At 73.4% G+C, this 15,782-nt stretch carries 17 protein-coding genes; 3 read left to right on the top strand and 14 right to left on the bottom strand.

Going from position 1 to position 15,782, the window contains the following annotated elements; translation table 11 throughout:
- Nucleotides 1-95 precede the first annotated feature (95 nt).
- Nucleotides 96-500 (top strand): phage holin family protein, encoded by a 405-nt coding sequence (locus QE405_RS19120; protein WP_307204230.1) that lies wholly within the window; start codon nucleotides 96-98, stop codon nucleotides 498-500.
- A gap of 399 nt (nucleotides 501-899) precedes the next feature.
- Here QE405_RS19120 and QE405_RS19115 read toward each other — a convergent pair whose 3' ends face one another.
- Genes QE405_RS19115 through nth form a run of 4 tightly spaced genes read right to left on the bottom strand, consistent with a single transcriptional unit; the run spans nucleotide 900 to nucleotide 4,148 of the window.
- Complete coding sequence (locus QE405_RS19115; protein ID WP_307204228.1) at nucleotides 900-2,072, bottom strand: MarP family serine protease; 1,173 nt, start codon at nucleotides 2,070-2,072, stop codon at nucleotides 900-902.
- Nucleotides 2,069-2,806 (bottom strand): NUDIX hydrolase, encoded by a 738-nt coding sequence (locus tag QE405_RS19110; RefSeq protein ID WP_307204226.1) that lies wholly within the window; start codon nucleotides 2,804-2,806, stop codon nucleotides 2,069-2,071. Before QE405_RS19110 ends, QE405_RS19115 begins: the two co-directional genes overlap by 4 nt.
- Nucleotides 2,803-3,456 carry a TlpA family protein disulfide reductase gene (locus QE405_RS19105; protein ID WP_307204225.1) on the bottom strand — a complete coding sequence of 218 codons (654 nt, stop codon included), beginning with the start codon at nucleotides 3,454-3,456 and terminating at the stop codon, nucleotides 2,803-2,805. The genes QE405_RS19110 and QE405_RS19105 overlap by 4 nt, the downstream gene beginning before the upstream one ends.
- Nucleotides 3,453-4,148 carry an endonuclease III gene (gene nth / locus QE405_RS19100; protein WP_307204223.1) on the bottom strand — a complete coding sequence of 232 codons (696 nt, stop codon included), beginning with the start codon at nucleotides 4,146-4,148 and terminating at the stop codon, nucleotides 3,453-3,455. The genes QE405_RS19105 and nth overlap by 4 nt, the downstream gene beginning before the upstream one ends.
- Nucleotides 4,149-4,312: 164 nt before the next feature.
- On the opposite strand from nth, the gene QE405_RS19095 reads away from it, so the two are divergent.
- Complete coding sequence (locus QE405_RS19095; protein ID WP_307204221.1) at nucleotides 4,313-4,990, top strand: Crp/Fnr family transcriptional regulator; 678 nt, start codon at nucleotides 4,313-4,315, stop codon at nucleotides 4,988-4,990.
- Between the two features lie 202 nt (nucleotides 4,991-5,192).
- Here QE405_RS19095 and QE405_RS19090 read toward each other — a convergent pair whose 3' ends face one another.
- The 10 genes from QE405_RS19090 to QE405_RS19045 all read right to left on the bottom strand — a co-directional run bounded on the left by QE405_RS19090 (nucleotide 5,193) and on the right by QE405_RS19045 (nucleotide 14,821).
- Nucleotides 5,193-5,990, bottom strand: a complete 798-nt coding sequence (locus QE405_RS19090; protein WP_307204219.1) for an MBL fold metallo-hydrolase — start codon at nucleotides 5,988-5,990, stop codon at nucleotides 5,193-5,195.
- 16 nt (nucleotides 5,991-6,006) lie between these two features.
- Complete coding sequence (locus QE405_RS19085; RefSeq protein ID WP_307204217.1) at nucleotides 6,007-6,900, bottom strand: NUDIX hydrolase; 894 nt, start codon at nucleotides 6,898-6,900, stop codon at nucleotides 6,007-6,009.
- A 9-nt stretch (nucleotides 6,901-6,909) separates the two neighbouring features.
- Nucleotides 6,910-7,368 (bottom strand): RidA family protein, encoded by a 459-nt coding sequence (locus tag QE405_RS19080; protein WP_307204215.1) that lies wholly within the window; start codon nucleotides 7,366-7,368, stop codon nucleotides 6,910-6,912.
- A 5-nt stretch (nucleotides 7,369-7,373) separates the two neighbouring features.
- Nucleotides 7,374-7,526, bottom strand: a complete 153-nt coding sequence (locus QE405_RS19075) for a hypothetical protein (protein ID WP_307204213.1) — start codon at nucleotides 7,524-7,526, stop codon at nucleotides 7,374-7,376.
- A 10-nt stretch (nucleotides 7,527-7,536) separates the two neighbouring features.
- Nucleotides 7,537-8,826 carry an acyl-CoA dehydrogenase family protein gene (locus QE405_RS19070; protein WP_307204211.1) on the bottom strand — a complete coding sequence of 430 codons (1,290 nt, stop codon included), beginning with the start codon at nucleotides 8,824-8,826 and terminating at the stop codon, nucleotides 7,537-7,539.
- A 71-nt stretch (nucleotides 8,827-8,897) separates the two neighbouring features.
- The gene (locus tag QE405_RS19065) at nucleotides 8,898-9,968 is read right to left on the bottom strand and encodes a phosphotransferase family protein (RefSeq protein WP_307204209.1); all 1,071 of its coding nucleotides are present in this window, start codon (nucleotides 9,966-9,968) and stop codon (nucleotides 8,898-8,900) included.
- Between the two features lie 94 nt (nucleotides 9,969-10,062).
- Nucleotides 10,063-10,773, bottom strand: coding sequence for an ABC transporter ATP-binding protein (locus QE405_RS19060; protein WP_307204207.1), 711 nt, complete (start codon nucleotides 10,771-10,773; stop codon nucleotides 10,063-10,065).
- On the bottom strand, nucleotides 10,770-12,728 hold the full coding sequence (locus QE405_RS19055; protein WP_307204205.1) for a branched-chain amino acid ABC transporter ATP-binding protein/permease: 1,959 nt from the start codon (nucleotides 12,726-12,728) through the stop codon (nucleotides 10,770-10,772). Before QE405_RS19055 ends, QE405_RS19060 begins: the two co-directional genes overlap by 4 nt.
- Nucleotides 12,725-13,591 carry a branched-chain amino acid ABC transporter permease gene (locus tag QE405_RS19050; protein WP_307204203.1) on the bottom strand — a complete coding sequence of 289 codons (867 nt, stop codon included), beginning with the start codon at nucleotides 13,589-13,591 and terminating at the stop codon, nucleotides 12,725-12,727. Before QE405_RS19050 ends, QE405_RS19055 begins: the two co-directional genes overlap by 4 nt.
- A gap of 42 nt (nucleotides 13,592-13,633) precedes the next feature.
- Nucleotides 13,634-14,821, bottom strand: a complete 1,188-nt coding sequence (locus tag QE405_RS19045) for an ABC transporter substrate-binding protein (RefSeq protein WP_307204201.1) — start codon at nucleotides 14,819-14,821, stop codon at nucleotides 13,634-13,636.
- A 321-nt stretch (nucleotides 14,822-15,142) separates the two neighbouring features.
- On the opposite strand from QE405_RS19045, the gene QE405_RS19040 reads away from it, so the two are divergent.
- A complete protein-coding gene (locus tag QE405_RS19040) occupies nucleotides 15,143-15,724 on the top strand; it encodes a TetR family transcriptional regulator (protein WP_307204199.1) in 582 nt (193 codons plus the stop codon).
- Nucleotides 15,725-15,782 lie beyond the last annotated feature (58 nt).

The following is a 15,782-nucleotide window of genomic DNA, read 5'->3' as shown; positions in this document are numbered from 1 at the left end:
CGCAGGTGCCGGGTCACACCTGGGTTGTAGGGTCGCCGCAGCGGTCCCGGACCGCCCGAGACGACCCACCGAGAGCCACCTGCAGAGGGATGCCCATGACGACCCAGCCGGTCAAGGACGACGAGCCCACCATCGGCCAGCTCGTCGCCGACGCGAGCCGCGACATCTCGACCCTGGTCAAGAAGGAGATCGAGCTCGCGAAGACCGAGCTCAAGGTCTCCGTGAAGTTCGGCGGCGTCGGCATCGCCTTCTTCGTGGTGGCCGGGTTCGTGGCGATGCTCGCCGTGATCCTGCTGTCGCTGGCGTTCGTCTACCTCATCCACTGGAACGGCGACGGGCTCGCGCTGCACTGGGCCTACCTGATCGTGACGGGTGCCTACCTGGTGATCACGGCGCTGTTCGTGCTGCTCGGCATCAAGAAGGTCAAGAAGGTCCGGGCGCCGGAGCGGACGATCCGCACGGCCAAGGAGATCCCGGGCGCGCTCAAGGGCAAGGCCTGACGCTCCCCCCGCTCCACGACGTCATGCGCCCCGGAGGTCCCGACCTCCGGGGCGCATGACGTTGCCGGGGGGTGGTGGCGTCGAGATGGGACGAACTGTCGCGGCACCGGCGTCGAGATGGGACGAACTGTCGCGGCACCGGCGTCGAGATGGGACGAACTGTCGCGGCACCGGCGTCGAGATGGGTGAAACGCTCGACGGCTCCGGCACGGACTCGCGCACTTCGTCCCACCTCGGCGCGCACGCCGCGCCGTACGACCCAACTCGACGCGCACGCCGCGCCGTACGACCCAACTCGACACGCACGCCGCGCCGTACGACCCACCTCGACACGCACGCCGCGCCGTACGACCCACCTCGACGCGCACGCCGCGCCGTACGACCCAACTCGACGCGGGATCAGCTGGCGCAGGCGCCGGTGCTGACCTCGGCGCCGCTGGCGATGCCCTCGGCGGCGGCGTCGGCCACCTGGCCCGTGGTGAGCGCGTAGCCCGTGTCGGCGTCGGTCACCGACGCCGCGAAGATGACCCCGACGACCTCGCCGCCGGCGTTCACGATCGGACCGCCCGAGTTGCCGGGGCGCACGAGGCCGCGCAGCGAGTAGACGTCGCGCACGACCGCGTCGTTGCCGTAGATGTCGGGCGAGCGCAGCTGCTGCGCGTCGCGGATCCGCGCCGGCTGCTGGTCGAAGGGGCCGTCCTGCGGGTAGCCCAGGATCGCGACGCTCTCGCCCTCCGCGCCCTCGGCGAAGGCCAGCGGCTGGAGGCCGTCGTCGTCGAGCGCCAGCACCGCGACGTCCGTCTGCGGGTCGTAGAGCACCACCGTGGCGTCGACCCAGTCGCCGTTCAGCTCCACCCGCGGCTCGTCGACGCCCGCGACCACGTGCGCGTTCGTCATGAGGCGGTCGTCGCCGTACAGGAACCCCGTGCCCTCCACGCCGCGGCCGCAGGAGTTGTCACCGCGGATCTTCAGCACGCGCGACTGCGCCTGCACGACGCCGACCTCGTTGAGGGTGGTCGGGTCGCCGGGGTCGACCTCGACGATGCGCTCGGGGGCGAAGGGCTCCAGGTACTGCGGGAAGAACGACGACCCCACCACGCTGTTGAACGCGCCCAGGAGGCGGTCGGCCTGGCCCGGCAGCACGCTGTCGACGCGGCTCAGCACGGCCGAGCCGCGCACCGCCTCCGTCACGCCGCCGATGCGGGTGCCCGCGACGGCGACGCCGAGGGCCCACGCCACGAGCAGCACCGCCACGACGCTCAGCGCGGCACCGCCGACCGCGTCCACGGCGCGTGCCGGCTGCCACGTGATGCGGTCGCGGGCCATCGCGCCGAAGAACTGGAAGCTCGCCTGCCCGATCGACGCGCACACGATGACGATGAAGAGCGCGCCGAGGGACACCGCGAGACCCGGGTCCGCGTTGCCGAGCAGGAGCGGCGCGACGACGATGCCCGCGACACCTCCGGCGAGGAGGCCGATGGTCGCGAAGGCACCGGTGATGAAGCCCTGCCAGTAGCCCGACAGCGCGTAGGTCGCCACCAGCACCAGGAGCAGCCAGTCGAGCCAGTTCACGCGTCGGTCTCCTCGATGTCGGCCATCGGCGGCACCCGCGGCTCCGCCCGTCGGTCGTTCGCTCGCTCCACGCCGGAGAACATGTAGGACGGCAGCTCCGCCGTCAACGACTCGTCCCACGGCTCGCTCCACCCGATGAAGTCGAGCAGCCGCGCGATGATGCCGCCGGTGAAGCCCCACAGCACCACGTCGTGGTCGGCGCCGATGAGGAAACCCGGGGAGGTCCACCCCGACGGTCCCCGGATCGTACGGCGCCAGCGCGCGTCCACGAGGTCCGCGATGGCCACCCGGTGGATGGCGTGCACCTCCTGCGGGCTGCGCACCGACACCGCGCCGGGCGAGGCCCACCACGCGACGACCGGCACCACGGCGAAGTTGCTGGGCGGGAGCCAGAGCTCGGGGAGCCGGCCCACCACGTGGACGGAGGCGGGATCGAGCCCGATCTCCTCCCACGCCTCGCGGAGCGCGGCCTGCTCGTGGTTCTCCCCCGGGTCCAGCGAACCACCGGGGAAGGAGACCTGACCGGGGTGGGACCGCATGTCGTGGGCCCGCTCGGTGAGGAGCAGCTCCGGTCCGCGGTCGCCCTCGGCGAACACCATGAGCACCGCACCCTGGCGGGGGCTCGAGCCCGGCGGCGGCGTGAACGCCGTGAGGTGCTCGGCGCGGATCTCCGTGAGCGCGTCGGTCACCGGCCGGAGCCAGTCGGGGACCTGGTCCTCGCGCGTGGTGGTCACCGGTCGAGACCCAGCGGCTCGGCCACCGCGTCCAGCAGGTCGTCCAGGTCGTCGAAGCTCTGCGGCAGGACGGTGACCTCGCCGTCGGCGTCGACGACGACGGTCTTCGGGATCTCCCGCAGCGGCACGAACGGCCGCTGGGTGCCGAGGACGAGGTCGACGTCGATCAGCTGCGGGAACGTCGCGCCCGTCTCGTCGAGCAGGGCGATGGCCTCGTCGGGCCTCGTCTCGTTGTAGTCGATGCCGAGCACGGTCACCTCGTCGCCGTACTGCTCGTGGAACTGCTGCAGGGCCGGCAGCTCGTGGCGGCACGGGCCGCAGAAGCTGGCCCACACGTTGACGAGCAGCGGTCCCTCGAAGGTGCTGAGGTCGACCGGCTCCCCGCCACCCAGGCAGGGCAGCGTCAGCTCCGGCAACACGGCGGGCCCGCTGGTCCGGTCACCGGGAGCGCAGGCCTCGATGCCGGCAGCGGCCCGCGCCTCCTGCAGCGCGGGACTGTCGTAGTCGATGTCGGGCGCCCCGGGGGGCCGCGGCTCCACCATGAAGGGGTCGCTCTCCTCCTCCGCCCCGCCCGACGTGCACCCCGCCAGCGCCACGAGCGCGAGCGCGGCGGCGGCGAACCGCGACGTACGCCGCCGTCCCGACCTCATGCCCGCCCCTCGGTGCGCACGAGCTTGAGCGCCTCGATCGGGTCGGTCGGGCCCTCGACCCCGAAGGAGGGGCACCAGCGCGCCACCGGGCAGGCGCCGCACGCGGGCCGCTTGGCGTGGCAGCGACGGCGGCCGTGCCAGATGAGGTGGTGCGACAGCATCGTCCAGTCGCGCTTCGGGAAGAGCGCGCCGATCTCGTGCTCGACCTTCACCGGGTCGGTGAGCTCGGTCCAGCCGAGGCGCCGAGCGAGCCGACCGAAGTGGGTGTCGACGGTGATGCCGGGGATGCCGAACGCGTTGCCCAGCACGACGTTGGCGGTCTTGCGGCCGACGCCGGGCAGCTGGACGAGGTCGTCGAGCCGGGCCGGCACCTGCCCGTCGTGCTTCTCGACCAGCGCCTGCGAGAGCCGCAGCAGCGCGTCGGTCTTGGCGCGGAAGAAGCCGAGCGGGCCGACGATCTGCTCGAGGTGGGCGCGGTCGGCGCCGGCCATGGCCGCCGGGTCGGGGTAGGCCGCGAACAGGGTGGGACGCACCCCGTTGACCCGCTTGTCCGTCGTCTGCGCGGACAGCACGGTCACCACGAGCAGCTGGAACGCGTCGTCGAAGTCGAGCTCGCAGCGCGCGTCGGGGTAGGTCTCCGCGAGCACCCGGTTGACCTTCCGGGCGCGACGGACCAGGGCGACGTCGGGCACCCGCACAGGGTACGGGTCGGCACCGACATCCCACCGAGCCCCACCGACACCGGGTGCGCGCGCCGGTCGGTGCGCGACGCGGGGGTCACAGCCGACTAGGATGCCGGAAGGCCACGACGGTCCCTCGTCCGTGGCGACGAGACTCGTTCCACCTGGAGGCTGTTGTGGACATCGACGTTCTGCGTCAGGCGCCGCTGTTCAGCGCGCTCGACGACGACTCGATCGAATCGCTGGTGGCGTCGCTGGCCGAGACCCGGCTGCGTCGCGGCGAGGTGCTGTTCCACGAGGGCGACTCCGGCGACAAGCTCTACGTCGTGCTCGAGGGCAAGGTGAAGCTCGGCCGCACGTCGGCCGACGGCCGCGAGAACCTGCTGGCCATCCTCGGCCCCGGCCAGATGTTCGGCGAGCTCTCGCTCTTCGACCCGGGCCCGCGCTCCGCCACCGTCACCGCGGTGACCGAGTCGACCTTCGCGTCGCTCTCCCACGAGGACCTGCAGCTCTGGCTCGAGGGCCGCCCGGTCGTCGCCCGGGGCCTGCTCTCGCAGCTCGCGGCGCGGCTCCGCAAGGCCAACGACGTCGTCGCCGACCTGGTGTTCTCCGACGTGCCCGGCCGTGTGGCCAAGGCGCTCATCGACCTGGCCGACCGCTTCGGCCGCACGGCCGACGACGGCGTCCACGTCCACCACGACCTCACGCAGGAGGAGCTCGCCCAGCTCGTCGGCGCCTCCCGCGAGACCGTCAACAAGGCGCTGGCCGACTTCACCTCGCGCGGCTGGCTCCGCCTCGAGCCCCGCTCCGTCGTCATCATGGACATCGAGCGCCTCTCGCGCCGCGCGCGCTGACCCGCGCCGTACCCGCGCGGGGGAAGCCCCCCTCACCGCCACGTAGTCCCCTCACCGCCACGTAGTCCCCTCACCGCCACGTAGTCCCTGACGTTCCGCACCCGACACGCCGGCTCCAGGCCGCGACACGGTGCAGAACGTCAGGGACTACGCGCGTTACGTGGCGGCCCCCCCACACCCGCCCCGACGTACGACGGGGGCGTCAGCCCAGGCGGCCGAGGTAGGCCAGCTGGGCCCGGACGCTGAGCTCGGCGGCTCCCCAGAGCACGGGGTCGACATCGGCGTACACCGTCTCGACGACCCGCCGCGGCAGCGTGTCGGCCGGTCCCGGCTCGAGCGTCGTGGCGGCGGCCTCCACCTGAGCGAGCCGGTCGCGGCGGTGGGCGATGTAGTGGTCGAGCGCGGCGAGCGCGTCCTCGATGACCGGCCCGTGGCCCGGCCAGACGACCCGTGCCTCCTCGCGCTCGGCCAGGGCGTGCAGCCGGTCGAGCGAGTCGAGGTAGGCCCCCAGCGAGCCGTCGGGGTGCGCGACCACCGTCGTGCCGCGCCCGAGCACCGTGTCGCCCGTCAGCACCGCCCGCTCCGCGGGCAGCACGAACGACAGCGAGTCGGCCGTGTGCCCCGGCGTACCGACGACGTGCAGCTCCAGGCCGTCCACCTCGACGACGTCGCCGTCGCCCAGGCCCTCCGCACCGAGCCGGTACGCCGGGTCGAGGGCCCGCACGCCGCAGCCGACCCGCTCGGCGAACGCCTTCGCCGCCTCCGCGTGGTCGTGGTGGTGGTGGGTGAGGAGGACGGCGCCGACGCGCCCGTCGGCGGCCTCGACGATCGCGTCGAGGTGACCGGGGTCCGTCGGCCCCGGGTCGATGACCACGGAGCGGCTGCCGCCCGGCTCGCGCAGCACCCACGTGTTGGTGCCGTCGAGGGTCATCGGGCCCGCGTTGGGCGCGAGCACGCAGCGGGCACGCTCGCCGAAGGCACCGCCGGTCCAGTCCGTCACCACGACGCGGTCCCTCTCACGACGCGCCCCGCCGCGCGGCGACGACGGGCCGCATGCGGTCGGGCATCGACATCGTCCACCGCTCGTCGTCGAGCGGCTCGACGGTCGGCGTGAACATGGCGACCTCCCGCGTCGCGGCCTCCGCGAGCGCGGCGGCCGGGCCGTCCTGCGCGGCGACGTCGAGGCACGTCAGGTAGGTCGGCGGCATCATCGCCAGCTCGTCGGCCTCGGCCTGCGCGACGGCCGTGGCCGCGGGCAGCCAGACCACGGAGGACGACTCGCGCGAGACGTCGCGGGTGCGCTGGCCCTCGGGCAGCGCGGCGACGAAGAACCACGTGCGGAACCGGCGCGGCTCGAAGACCGGCGTCGTCCACGCGTCCCACAGCCCCAGCAGGTCGGTGCGCACGACGAGCCCGCGGCGGGCGAGGAACGCCGTGAACGCCAGCTCCCGCGACTCGAGCGCGACGCGGTCGGCCTCCCAGTCGTCACCGGTCGTGTCGGCGACGACCTCGTCGGTGGAGGGCCCGGCCAGCAGCACGCCGGACTCCTCGAAGGTCTCCCGCACAGCGGCGCAGACGAGCGCCAGCGCGAGGTGCTCGTCGACCCCGAGCCGCACGGCCCAGTCCGCCGGGGACGGACCCGCCCAGGCGTCGCGGGACAGCTCGGCGTCGAAGTCGCGGGGGTCGACGCCCCCGCCGGGGAAGACGGCCATGCCCGCGGCGAAGGCCATCGACGTCTGGCGCCGCAGGAGGTAGACCTCCGGCCCCGGTACGTCGCCCCTCCCCTCCCGCAGGAGCACGACCGTCGCCGCGTCACGCGGCTCGGCCGGGGTGCGGTGGCCCGCGGCGTACTCGTGCGCACGCGTCACCACCTCGGGGTCCAGCGGGACGGGCGGGAGCGGGATGCGCACGGACCCTCCTCAGACCTCGACGACGATCTCGACCTCGACGGGCGAGTCGAGGGGCAGCACCGGCACGCCGACGGCGGACCGGGCGTGGACGCCGGCGTCGCCGAAGACCTGGCCGAACAGCTCGGACGCGCCGTTGGCGACCTGCGGCTGCCCGGTGAAGTCGGGCGTCGAGGCGACGAACACGACGACCTTGACGATGCGCTTCACGAGCGCCAGGTCACCGAGCTCCGCCTTCACCGCGGCGAGCGCGTTGAGCGCGCACTGCTGGGCGCACGCACGGGCCTCCTCGGGATCCACCTCCCCGCCGACCTTGCCGGTGACCATGAGCTCGCCACCCCGCATGGGCAGCTGCCCCGAGGTGAAGACGTGGGCGCCGCTGCGAACCGCCGGCACGTAGGCCGCCACCGGCTTGGCGACCTCGGGCACCGCGAGACCCAGGGCGGCGAGCCGCTCCTCGGGATGCGTCATCGCGGTCAGGCCTGCGGGCGCTTGAGGAAGGCGATGAGCCCGCCCTGCGCGTTGGTCTGGATGGTGACGAGCTCCCACCCGTCCTGGCCGAAGTTGTTCAGCATCAGCGCCTCGTTGTGGAGCGGAATCGGCGCCACCTGGTACTCCCACTTGGTCATGGCCAGCACCCTACTGTCCGCGCGGGGGCCGACGGTCGCCGTGGCCCACCGGGTCCAGCACGCGGGCGCGCCCGGGCTCGGCTCGCGCGATGCCGCGCAGGTGCACCTCGTCGGGGCCGTCGAAGATCCGCATGGCGCGGTGCCAGCCGTACATGGCGGTCAGCGGCACGTCGTCGCTCACTCCGGCGCCGCCGTGCACCTGGATGGCGCGGTCGATGACGTCGAGCGCCACGCGGGGCACGGCGACCTTGGCCATCGAGACGAGAGAGGCCGCCGCCTTGTTGCCGTGGGCGTCGATCACCGCCGCCGCATGCTGGCAGAGCAGCCGGGCCTGGTCGACGGCGATCCGCGACTCGGCGATGTCGCGCTGCACCATGCCCTGCTCGGCGAGGGGCTTGCCGAAGGCGACACGGTCGTGGGCGCGGCGCACCAGCAGGTCGAGCGCCCGCTCGGCCGCACCCAGGGCGCGCATGCAGTGGTGGATGCGGCCGGGACCGAGGCGGGCCTGCGCCAGCGCGAAGCCCGCGCCCTCCTCGCCGAGGACGGCCGTGACGGGCACGCGCACGTCGGTGAAGGCGACCTCGCAGTGCCCGTGCTGGTCGTGACGACCGAACACCGGCACGTCCCGCACGATCTCGACGCCGGGGGTGTCGGTCGGCACGAGCACCATCGACTGCTGACGGTGCTTCGGCGCCTCGGGATCGGTCTTGCCCATGACGACGAGCAGCTCGCAGCGCGGGTCGGCCGCGCCGGAGGTCCACCACTTGCGACCGTTGACGACGTACTCGTCCCCGTCCCGCTCGATCCGCGTCTCGATGTTCGTCGCGTCGCTCGAGGCCACCGCGATCTCGGTCATCGCGAAGGCGGAGCGCATCGTCCCGTCCAGCAGCGGCTCGAGCCAGCGGGTGCGCTGCTCCGGGGTCGCGAAGAGGTGGAGCAGCTCCATGTTGCCGGTGTCGGGGGCCTGCCCGTTGATCGCCTCCGGGGCCAGCTCGAGGCTCCACCCGGTGATCTCGGCGAGGCCCGCGTAGTCGAGCTGGCTGATGCCGCCGAACGACGGCAGGAACAGGTTCCACAGCCCCCGCCGGCGCGCCTCGACCTTGAGGTCCTCGACGACGGGCGGCAGCGTGTGGTCCGCGGGCCCGCGCGCCCGCCGGTAGGCGTGGTAGTCCGCCTCCGCCGGGAACACGTGCTCGTTCATGAACTCCACGAGCGAGGCCCGCAGCTCCCGCGCGCGCGGCGAGGGGGTCAGGTCGAGGCCGGCGACGTCGAACGGGTCGTCGGCGGGGTGGAACGGCATGGGGCCTCCGGTGGCGCGGAACGGGATCGCGGGACGGGTCTCGGACTCGAGGGGGTACGGCGCGGGGCCGGTCAGGCCCGCAGCCGCGGATCCTGGGCGGTTGCGGCGCCGGCGCGGGCACGCTCGAGCAGGAGCGGGACCATCGGGCCGAGGTCGTCGACGCCCGTGCCCACCGTGGTGCCCTGGAGGTGCCGGGCGTGGATCTGCTCGAGGATCACGAGCAGCTTGAAGTCGGAGAAGACGACGTACCACTCCACGTCGGCGACCTCGATGCCGCAGCGCTCGGCGTACGTCCCCAGCACCGTCGCGCGGTCGGGGAACCCGGGCAGCGCGGTCGCCCCCGCGGTGATGGGGTTGGCGACGGCGCCGGCCTCGTCCCAGAAGCTCAGCAGCATGCCGACGTCCGCCAGCGTGTCCCCGACGGTGGCCATCTCCCAGTCCAGGAGCGCGACGATCCTGGTCGGGTCGTCGACGTCCAGCATGAGGTTGTCGATCTTGTAGTCGCCGTGCACGATCCCCGGCCGGCCCACGCGCGGCATGGAGGCCCGGAGCCGGGTCGCGAGCTCCTCGAAGCCGGGCAGGTCGCGCGTGCGGACCTTCTCCCACTGGCGCTGCCAGCGGGCGAGCTGCCGCTCCAGGTAGCCGTCGGGGCGGCCGAAGTCGGCGAGCCCGACCGCGGCCGGGTCCACGGCGTGCAGCCGGACGAGCAGGTCGACGAGGGACTCCGTCAGACCGGCCCGCTGCGCGGGGGTCAGCGTCGCCGTGTCCTCGGGGGTCCGCAGCGTGCGCCCCTCGACCTTGTCCATCACGTAGAAGTCAGCCCCGATCACGCCGGGGTCCTCGCAGCGCGCCACCACCCGCGGCACCGGCACCGGCGCGCCTGCCAGCGCCCGCAGCACCCGCGCCTCGCGGCCCATGTCGTGCGCCGCCGCGGCGACCACCTCGCCGTACGGCGGTCGGCGCAGGATCCAGCGCTGCGTCCCGTCCCCCACCTCGTACGTCGGGTTCGAGCGCCCCCCGGCGACGAGCCGCGCCGTGAGGGGGCCGCGGAGGCCACCCTCGACGTGGGGACCGAGGTAGCGCTCGAGGGCAGCGAGGTCGAGCTCGGCCACGCCCTCGAGCGGGCTGCTGGTGGTCGTCATGGTGCTCCCTTGTCCCGAAACTTACCGAACGCTCGCTTAGATAGCATGGCGGGTGCGGCCCCCGGGGTCAACCGGGAGCACGCCCCCGCCCGGCTCAGGTGCCGAGGTAGGCCTGACGGACCATCTCCGACGTGCGGAGCTCCTCGGCGTCGCCCGACACGACGATCCGCCCGTGCTCGATCACGTGGCCGGTGGTGGCGAGCCGGAGCGCGGCGTCGACGCGCTGCTCCACGAGCACGACCCCGGCACCCGTCTCCGCCGCGATCATCGCGACGAGCCGGAAGACCTCCGCGCTCAGCCGCGGGCTCAGGCCGAGGGACGGCTCGTCGAGGAGCAGGTAGCGCGGTCGCGCAGCCGCGGCCCGGGCCAGCGCGACCATCTGCTGCTCGCCGCCCGACAGCAGGCCCGCCCGCTGCCCCCAGCGCTCGCGCAGCCGCGGGAAGGAGTCGAGGAGGTGCTCGACCACGTCCGGGTCGCCGCTGCGACCGCGGGCCGCGTGGCGCCCCATCCCCACGTTCTCGGCGACGGTGAGGCCACCGAAGAGGCGCCGCCCCTCGGGCACGTGGACGAGCCCGAGCCGCGCCCGCCGCTCCGGGCGCAGCCGGTGCACGGGCGTGCCGTCGAGCACGATGCTGCCCGCCGTCGTCGCGAGCAGCCCGCTGACCGTCTGCGCGAGCGTCGACTTGCCGGCGCCGTTCGCACCCACGACCGACACGATCTGCCCGCGGGGCACCTCGAGGTCGACGCCGTGCAGCACGGCCAGCCGACCGTAGCCCGAGGCGACCTTGTCCAGCACGAGGCTCATGCCGTCTCCTCCATCTCCACGCCGAGGTAGGCCTCGACGACCGCCGGCTCGGCGAGCACCTGGGCCGCCGTGCCGTGCGCCAGCACGGCGCCGCTCTCCATGCAGGTCACCTCGTCCGACACCTGGGTCACCAGGTCCATGTGGTGCTCCACCACGACCATCGCCAGGCCCCGCGCGCGCAGCGTCAGCATCAGTCGACCCAGCTCGGCCGTCTCCGCCGTGTTGAGGCCCGCGGCGGGCTCGTCGAGGATCAGCAGCCGCGGGTCGCTCGCGAGCGCCCGCGCGATCTCCAGCGCACGCTGCTTGCCGTAGGGCAGGCTCCCCGCCTCGACGTGCCCGTCCGCACCGAGGCCGACGAGCTCGAGGAGCTCGGCCGCGCGGTCGCGCAGCTCGCGGGCCCGGCGGTACTGCCCCGGGTCCTTCAGCCAGGCGCGCACCAGCGGCAGGCGCCCCGTGTCGGGGAAGCCGGCCAGCACGTTCTCGGTCGCGCTCGCGTGGGTGAAGAGCAGCGGCGTCTGGAAGGTGCGGGCGACACCCGCGCGCACGATCGCGTGGGTGCGGCGCCCGTCGATGCGGCGGCCGTCGAGGGTGATCTCGCCACCGTCGATGCCGTAGACACCGGTGACCAGGTTGGCCACCGTGGTCTTGCCGGCACCGTTGGGGCCGATGACCGCGTGGATGGTGCCGCGCCGCACGACGAGCTCGGCCGCCCGCACCGCCTTGATGCCGCCGAAGCTCTTCGACACGCCGCGCACGGCCAGCAGCACGTCGTCGCCTCCGCCGCCGCCTCCTCCACCGTCGGACGGCACGGTGGCGACCTCCCGCGCGGTCACGCCCGGGGCCGTCGGGACCGACGGGACCGACGGGGCGCTGCGCCCCGGCAGCCGCTGGGCGAGCTCGCCGAGCCCGCCCACGATGCCCTGGGGCAGGAACGCCAGCGTGAGCACGAGGAGCACGCCGATGAGGCCGGGGGTCGAGAGGTACCAGGTGTCGCTGACCTGGCGCTGCAGGTCGACGAGCGGCGTCAACGCGTCGGTGCGCTGGAGCAGCACGATGATGACGGCGCCCACGAGCGGCCCCGCGACCGTGCCCGCACCGCCGAGGATGACCGCCAGGATCATGGTGATCGAGAGCAGCATGGTGAAGCTCTCGGGCTGCAGGTGGGCGAACACCTGGGCGTAGAAGACCCCGCCGAGGGCGCCGTACGTCGACGCCAGCGCCATCACGGCGACCTTGCGCCCGAAGACGTTGACGCCCAGGTGCGCCGCGAGGTGCTCGCTGGTGCCGATGGCGTGCAGCGAGCGCCCCCAGGGCGAGCGGGCCACGTTGCGGTAGCCGACGAGGGCGACGACCGCCACGACGAGGATCGCGACGACCACCGTGGCCTCGGTGCCCGCGAACAGCGGCGGCTCGAGGCTGGTCCCGAACACCTCGACGGGGGGCATGAGCCCGCTGCCGTGGTCGAGGGTGTTGGGGTAGCCGGAGAGCCGGCCGAGCGGCGCCCACTCGGCGAGCACGCGCTCGGTGAGGATGGCGACGACCAGCGTCACCATGGCGAACGCCGGGCCCCGCAGCCGCATGGTGCAGAGCGCCAGCAGGCCGCCGAACGCCGCCGTGACGACGAGGGCCACCACGATCGCGACCAGCGGGTGCAGGGCGGAGTCGACCGAGAGGTAGGCGCTGACGTAGGCACCGATCGCGAAGAAGGCGCCCTGGCCGAGCGAGATGAGACGGGCGTGGCCCGACAGCAGGTTCAGCCCCGCCGCGGCGACGGCGACCGCCACCACGACCGCGGCCGTCTGCGTGCCCGCGAGGGTCGTGCCGTCGCCGCTGAGGGCAGGCACGGCGATCCAGGCGGCGGCGGCGAGCAGCACCCCGAGGAAGCCCAGGTCGCGCGCCGCCTCCCCGCGGCGGAACCGGTCGAGGAGCCGGGAGGTCGAGGTCGTCGTGCTCACAGCTTCGCCTCCATGCGTCGACCGACCAGGCCCTCCGGGCGGAGGACCAGCACCACGATGACCAGCGCCAGACCGGCGACCTGGCCCCAGAGGGCGCCCAGCTCGTAGGCACTGACCTGCACGACGACACCGAAGACGACGGCGCCGACGAGCGGTCCCCAGAAGGAGGTGAGGCCGCCGATGACCGCCACCGCGAACGCGGAGACGAGCACGTGCACGCCGAGGCCCGGCGTGGCGCCCACCTCGGAGGACCAGAGCACGCCCGCGAGGGCGGCGAGGGCGGTGGCCGCGGCGTACGCCACCGCACCCACGAGCCGCGGCGAGATGCCCATGAGCGCGACCGTGCGCGGGTCCTCGGCGACAGCGCGCATGATGACGCCGCCGGAGGTCCAGCGCGAGGCCGCCACGAGCGCGAGCGTCACGACGACCGCGACGACCGCGATCACCAGCGACTGGCGGTTGACCCCCACGCCCAGCACCTCCACGGTGCCGGGGTTGCGGGTCAGCTCGACGCGCTGCGGGTTCGCGCCCTCACCGTTGGTGAAGAGGTTGAGCAGCACGTAGGAGATGCCCACGGTGCTGAGCAGCCAGCGCGAGTCGTGCTCGCCGCGGGCGAAGGGCAGCACCAACCACCGGTGCACCACCGCGCCGAGGGCGCCGCCGACGAGCACGACGACGGCGAGCTTCCCCGGGGTGGGCAGCCAGGACCAGCTGCCCACCCCCAGGGCGAGGAAGCCGCCGACGGCGAGGAGCTCACCGGAGGCGAAGTTGAGGGTGCGGGTGGTGACGAACGTCAGCACCAGCCCCTGGCCGACCAGGGCGTACAGCCCCGCCAGCACGATCCCGGACACCACGGCGTCCATCGGCGACCTCTCTCCCAGGTTCTCGGGTTGTCGGTACGGCGCTCAGCAGCCGTCGGCGATGCAGGTGCCCAGGTCGCCCCGGGCCTCCAGCGCGCCCTCGCCGTCGAAGCCGAAGACGACCCACTGCGAGGGGTCCTCGGGCTCGTAGATCTCGTGGTCACCCGCACCGAACGGCTTCTCGTAGACGTCGTCGCGCACGGAGACCTCCTCGAGGCCCTCCATCGCCTCGCGCACGGCGTCGAAGTCGCGGGCGTCGCCCACCTCGGCGACCGCCTGCAGGTAGGCGTCGACCGCGGCCATCCAGCTGTAGACGTTGGTGGGGATGATCGGCGCCTCGCCGTACTCCGCCTCGTAGTCCGCCGCGATGCCCGCGACGGTGTCGCCGGTCAGGTCGCGCGGGTCGATGAAGACCAGGTTCTCCCACTGCTCCGGGTCGGCCAGCGTCGCGAAGTCCGCGAGGATCGTCGCGTTGGTGACGACCCGGTCGGCAGCGAGGCCCTCCTGGGCGATCGCCTTCGTGACCGTCGCGGTGTCGGCGCCGGCCGTGATGGCGAGGAAGACGGTGTCGACACCGGCGGCTGCGAGGCGCGAGATGCCGGCACTGAAGTCGGTCGTCCCGGGCTGGATCGCCTCGACGGCCGCGATGTCGGCGCCCAGCTCCTCGGCCTCGGCCTCGATGGACTCGGCGCCGCTCTGCCCGTAGGCGTCGGCCGAGTGCACGATGCCCACGGTGCTGTCGCCCGAGAAGAGGTACTGCGCCACGACCGAGGACAGGTCGCTGGCGTTGTAGTTGGTGCGGAACAGCCAGTTGGGGTCGAGGGACTCGTCCATGATCTCCGGCGCCAGGGCGGCGCTCAGCCACGGACGGCCGCTGCGCTGGATGACCTCGGCCACCTGGAGGGCGTTGCCCGACTGCGGCGGGCCGAAGATCGCATCGACGTCCTCGGTGTTGAGCAGCTGCTGGACGGCCGCCGAGGCACCGTCGGGGGTGCCCTTGTCGTCCACCGTGACGATCTCGATGTCGAGGCCGTACTCGTCGGCGAGGTCGGCCACGGCCAGCTCCACCGGGCGGAGCAGATCGGTGTAGAACTGCGGCGCCGCGCCCGTCTCGGGACCGACGAGACCGATGCGCACGACACCGTCCTCACGACCCGACGAGCTGTCGTCGCCGCATGCGGCGAGGCTGGCCACCGAGGCCACGGCGAGCGCCGCGGCTGCGAACTTCTTCATGGTTCTTCTCCTGGAGTCGGCCGCTCCCGTCGAGCGTGACCGGCGTCACCGTACGGTCCGGCGTCGGCGAATGCAATACCGAACGCTCGCTATAAATAATCCTCCAAAGCAGCGCGGTTGCTGGGTCTTGTGCCACCGCGATTACCGAGCGATCGTTAGGTTCGCGTGCCGCCCCGGGGTCGTGGCCCCACCGCTGCGTTTTCCGTGGCACTGGGGCCACGACTCCGCGACGCGTCCGGGTGGCCCCCGCTCCGGGGCGCGCATCAGGCAGGATCAGCGACCACACCCGGTCACCGCGGCCGTCACGAGACAGGAGCAGGCATGGCGACGTCGGGACGCCGGGGCGGGCGGGCGGTCATCATCGAGGGCGCCGTCGAGCTCTTCGGCAAGGTGGGCTACCACGGGGCGTCGACGCGCGACATCGCCGCCGCTGCGGACGTGACGGTCGCGTCGATCTACTACCACTTCAAGTCGAAGCAGCAGATCCTCCAGGCGATCATGGTGGACATCCTCAGCGAGGTCATCGAGGAGACCCGGTCGGCGGTGCTCGCCGCCGGCGGGGACGCCGACCGGCAGCTCAGCGCCCTCGTCCGCACCTGGGTGCTCTTCCACATCCGCCGCCAGCGGGAGGCCCTCATCGGCGCCTCGGAGATCCGCAGCCTCGACGAGGAGGGGCTCGCGACCATCGTCGGCCTGCGCGACCAGCAGGAGACCTTGTTCCGGGCGGTGATCGACCGCGGCGTCGCCGACGGCACCTTCGGCACGGCGCACCCGCGCGAGGCCGCGCGCGCCATCATCAACATGAGCCGGTCGATCGTGACCTGGTACCACGCCGACGGCCCGGTCTCACCGGAGGAGATGGCGGCGACGTACGCCGACCTCGCGCTCGCCATGGCGCGCTGACCCGGGAGGGCGGGCGGCAACCCGATCTTGACGACCGGTGTGGTCCGCCTTACATTGA

The organism is Nocardioides zeae (genome assembly GCF_030818655.1).
GTDB lineage: Bacteria > Actinomycetota > Actinomycetes > Propionibacteriales > Nocardioidaceae > Nocardioides > Nocardioides zeae_A.
Note: the sequence above shows the minus strand (reverse complement) of the source record. Positions and strands in the feature narration are given on the sequence as shown.

Bases quoted from the DNA above. Each gene is read 5' to 3' on its own strand.
- QE405_RS19120 (WP_307204230.1), top strand. From the start codon at position 96: ATGACGACCCAGCCGGTCAAGGACGACGAGCCCACCATCGGCCAGCTC.
- QE405_RS19105 (WP_307204225.1), bottom strand. From the start codon at position 3,456: ATGAGGTCGGGACGGCGGCGTACGTCGCGGTTCGCCGCCGCCGCGCTC.
- QE405_RS19080 (WP_307204215.1), bottom strand. From the start codon at position 7,368: ATGACGCATCCCGAGGAGCGGCTCGCCGCCCTGGGTCTCGCGGTGCCC.
- QE405_RS19075 (WP_307204213.1), bottom strand. From the start codon at position 7,526: ATGACCAAGTGGGAGTACCAGGTGGCGCCGATTCCGCTCCACAACGAG.
- QE405_RS19070 (WP_307204211.1), bottom strand. From the start codon at position 8,826: ATGCCGTTCCACCCCGCCGACGACCCGTTCGACGTCGCCGGCCTCGAC.
- QE405_RS19065 (WP_307204209.1), bottom strand. From the start codon at position 9,968: ATGACGACCACCAGCAGCCCGCTCGAGGGCGTGGCCGAGCTCGACCTC.
- QE405_RS19060 (WP_307204207.1), bottom strand. From the start codon at position 10,773: ATGAGCCTCGTGCTGGACAAGGTCGCCTCGGGCTACGGTCGGCTGGCC.
- QE405_RS19050 (WP_307204203.1), bottom strand. From the start codon at position 13,591: ATGGACGCCGTGGTGTCCGGGATCGTGCTGGCGGGGCTGTACGCCCTG.
- QE405_RS19045 (WP_307204201.1), bottom strand. From the start codon at position 14,821: ATGAAGAAGTTCGCAGCCGCGGCGCTCGCCGTGGCCTCGGTGGCCAGC.
- QE405_RS19040 (WP_307204199.1), top strand. From the start codon at position 15,143: ATGGCGACGTCGGGACGCCGGGGCGGGCGGGCGGTCATCATCGAGGGC.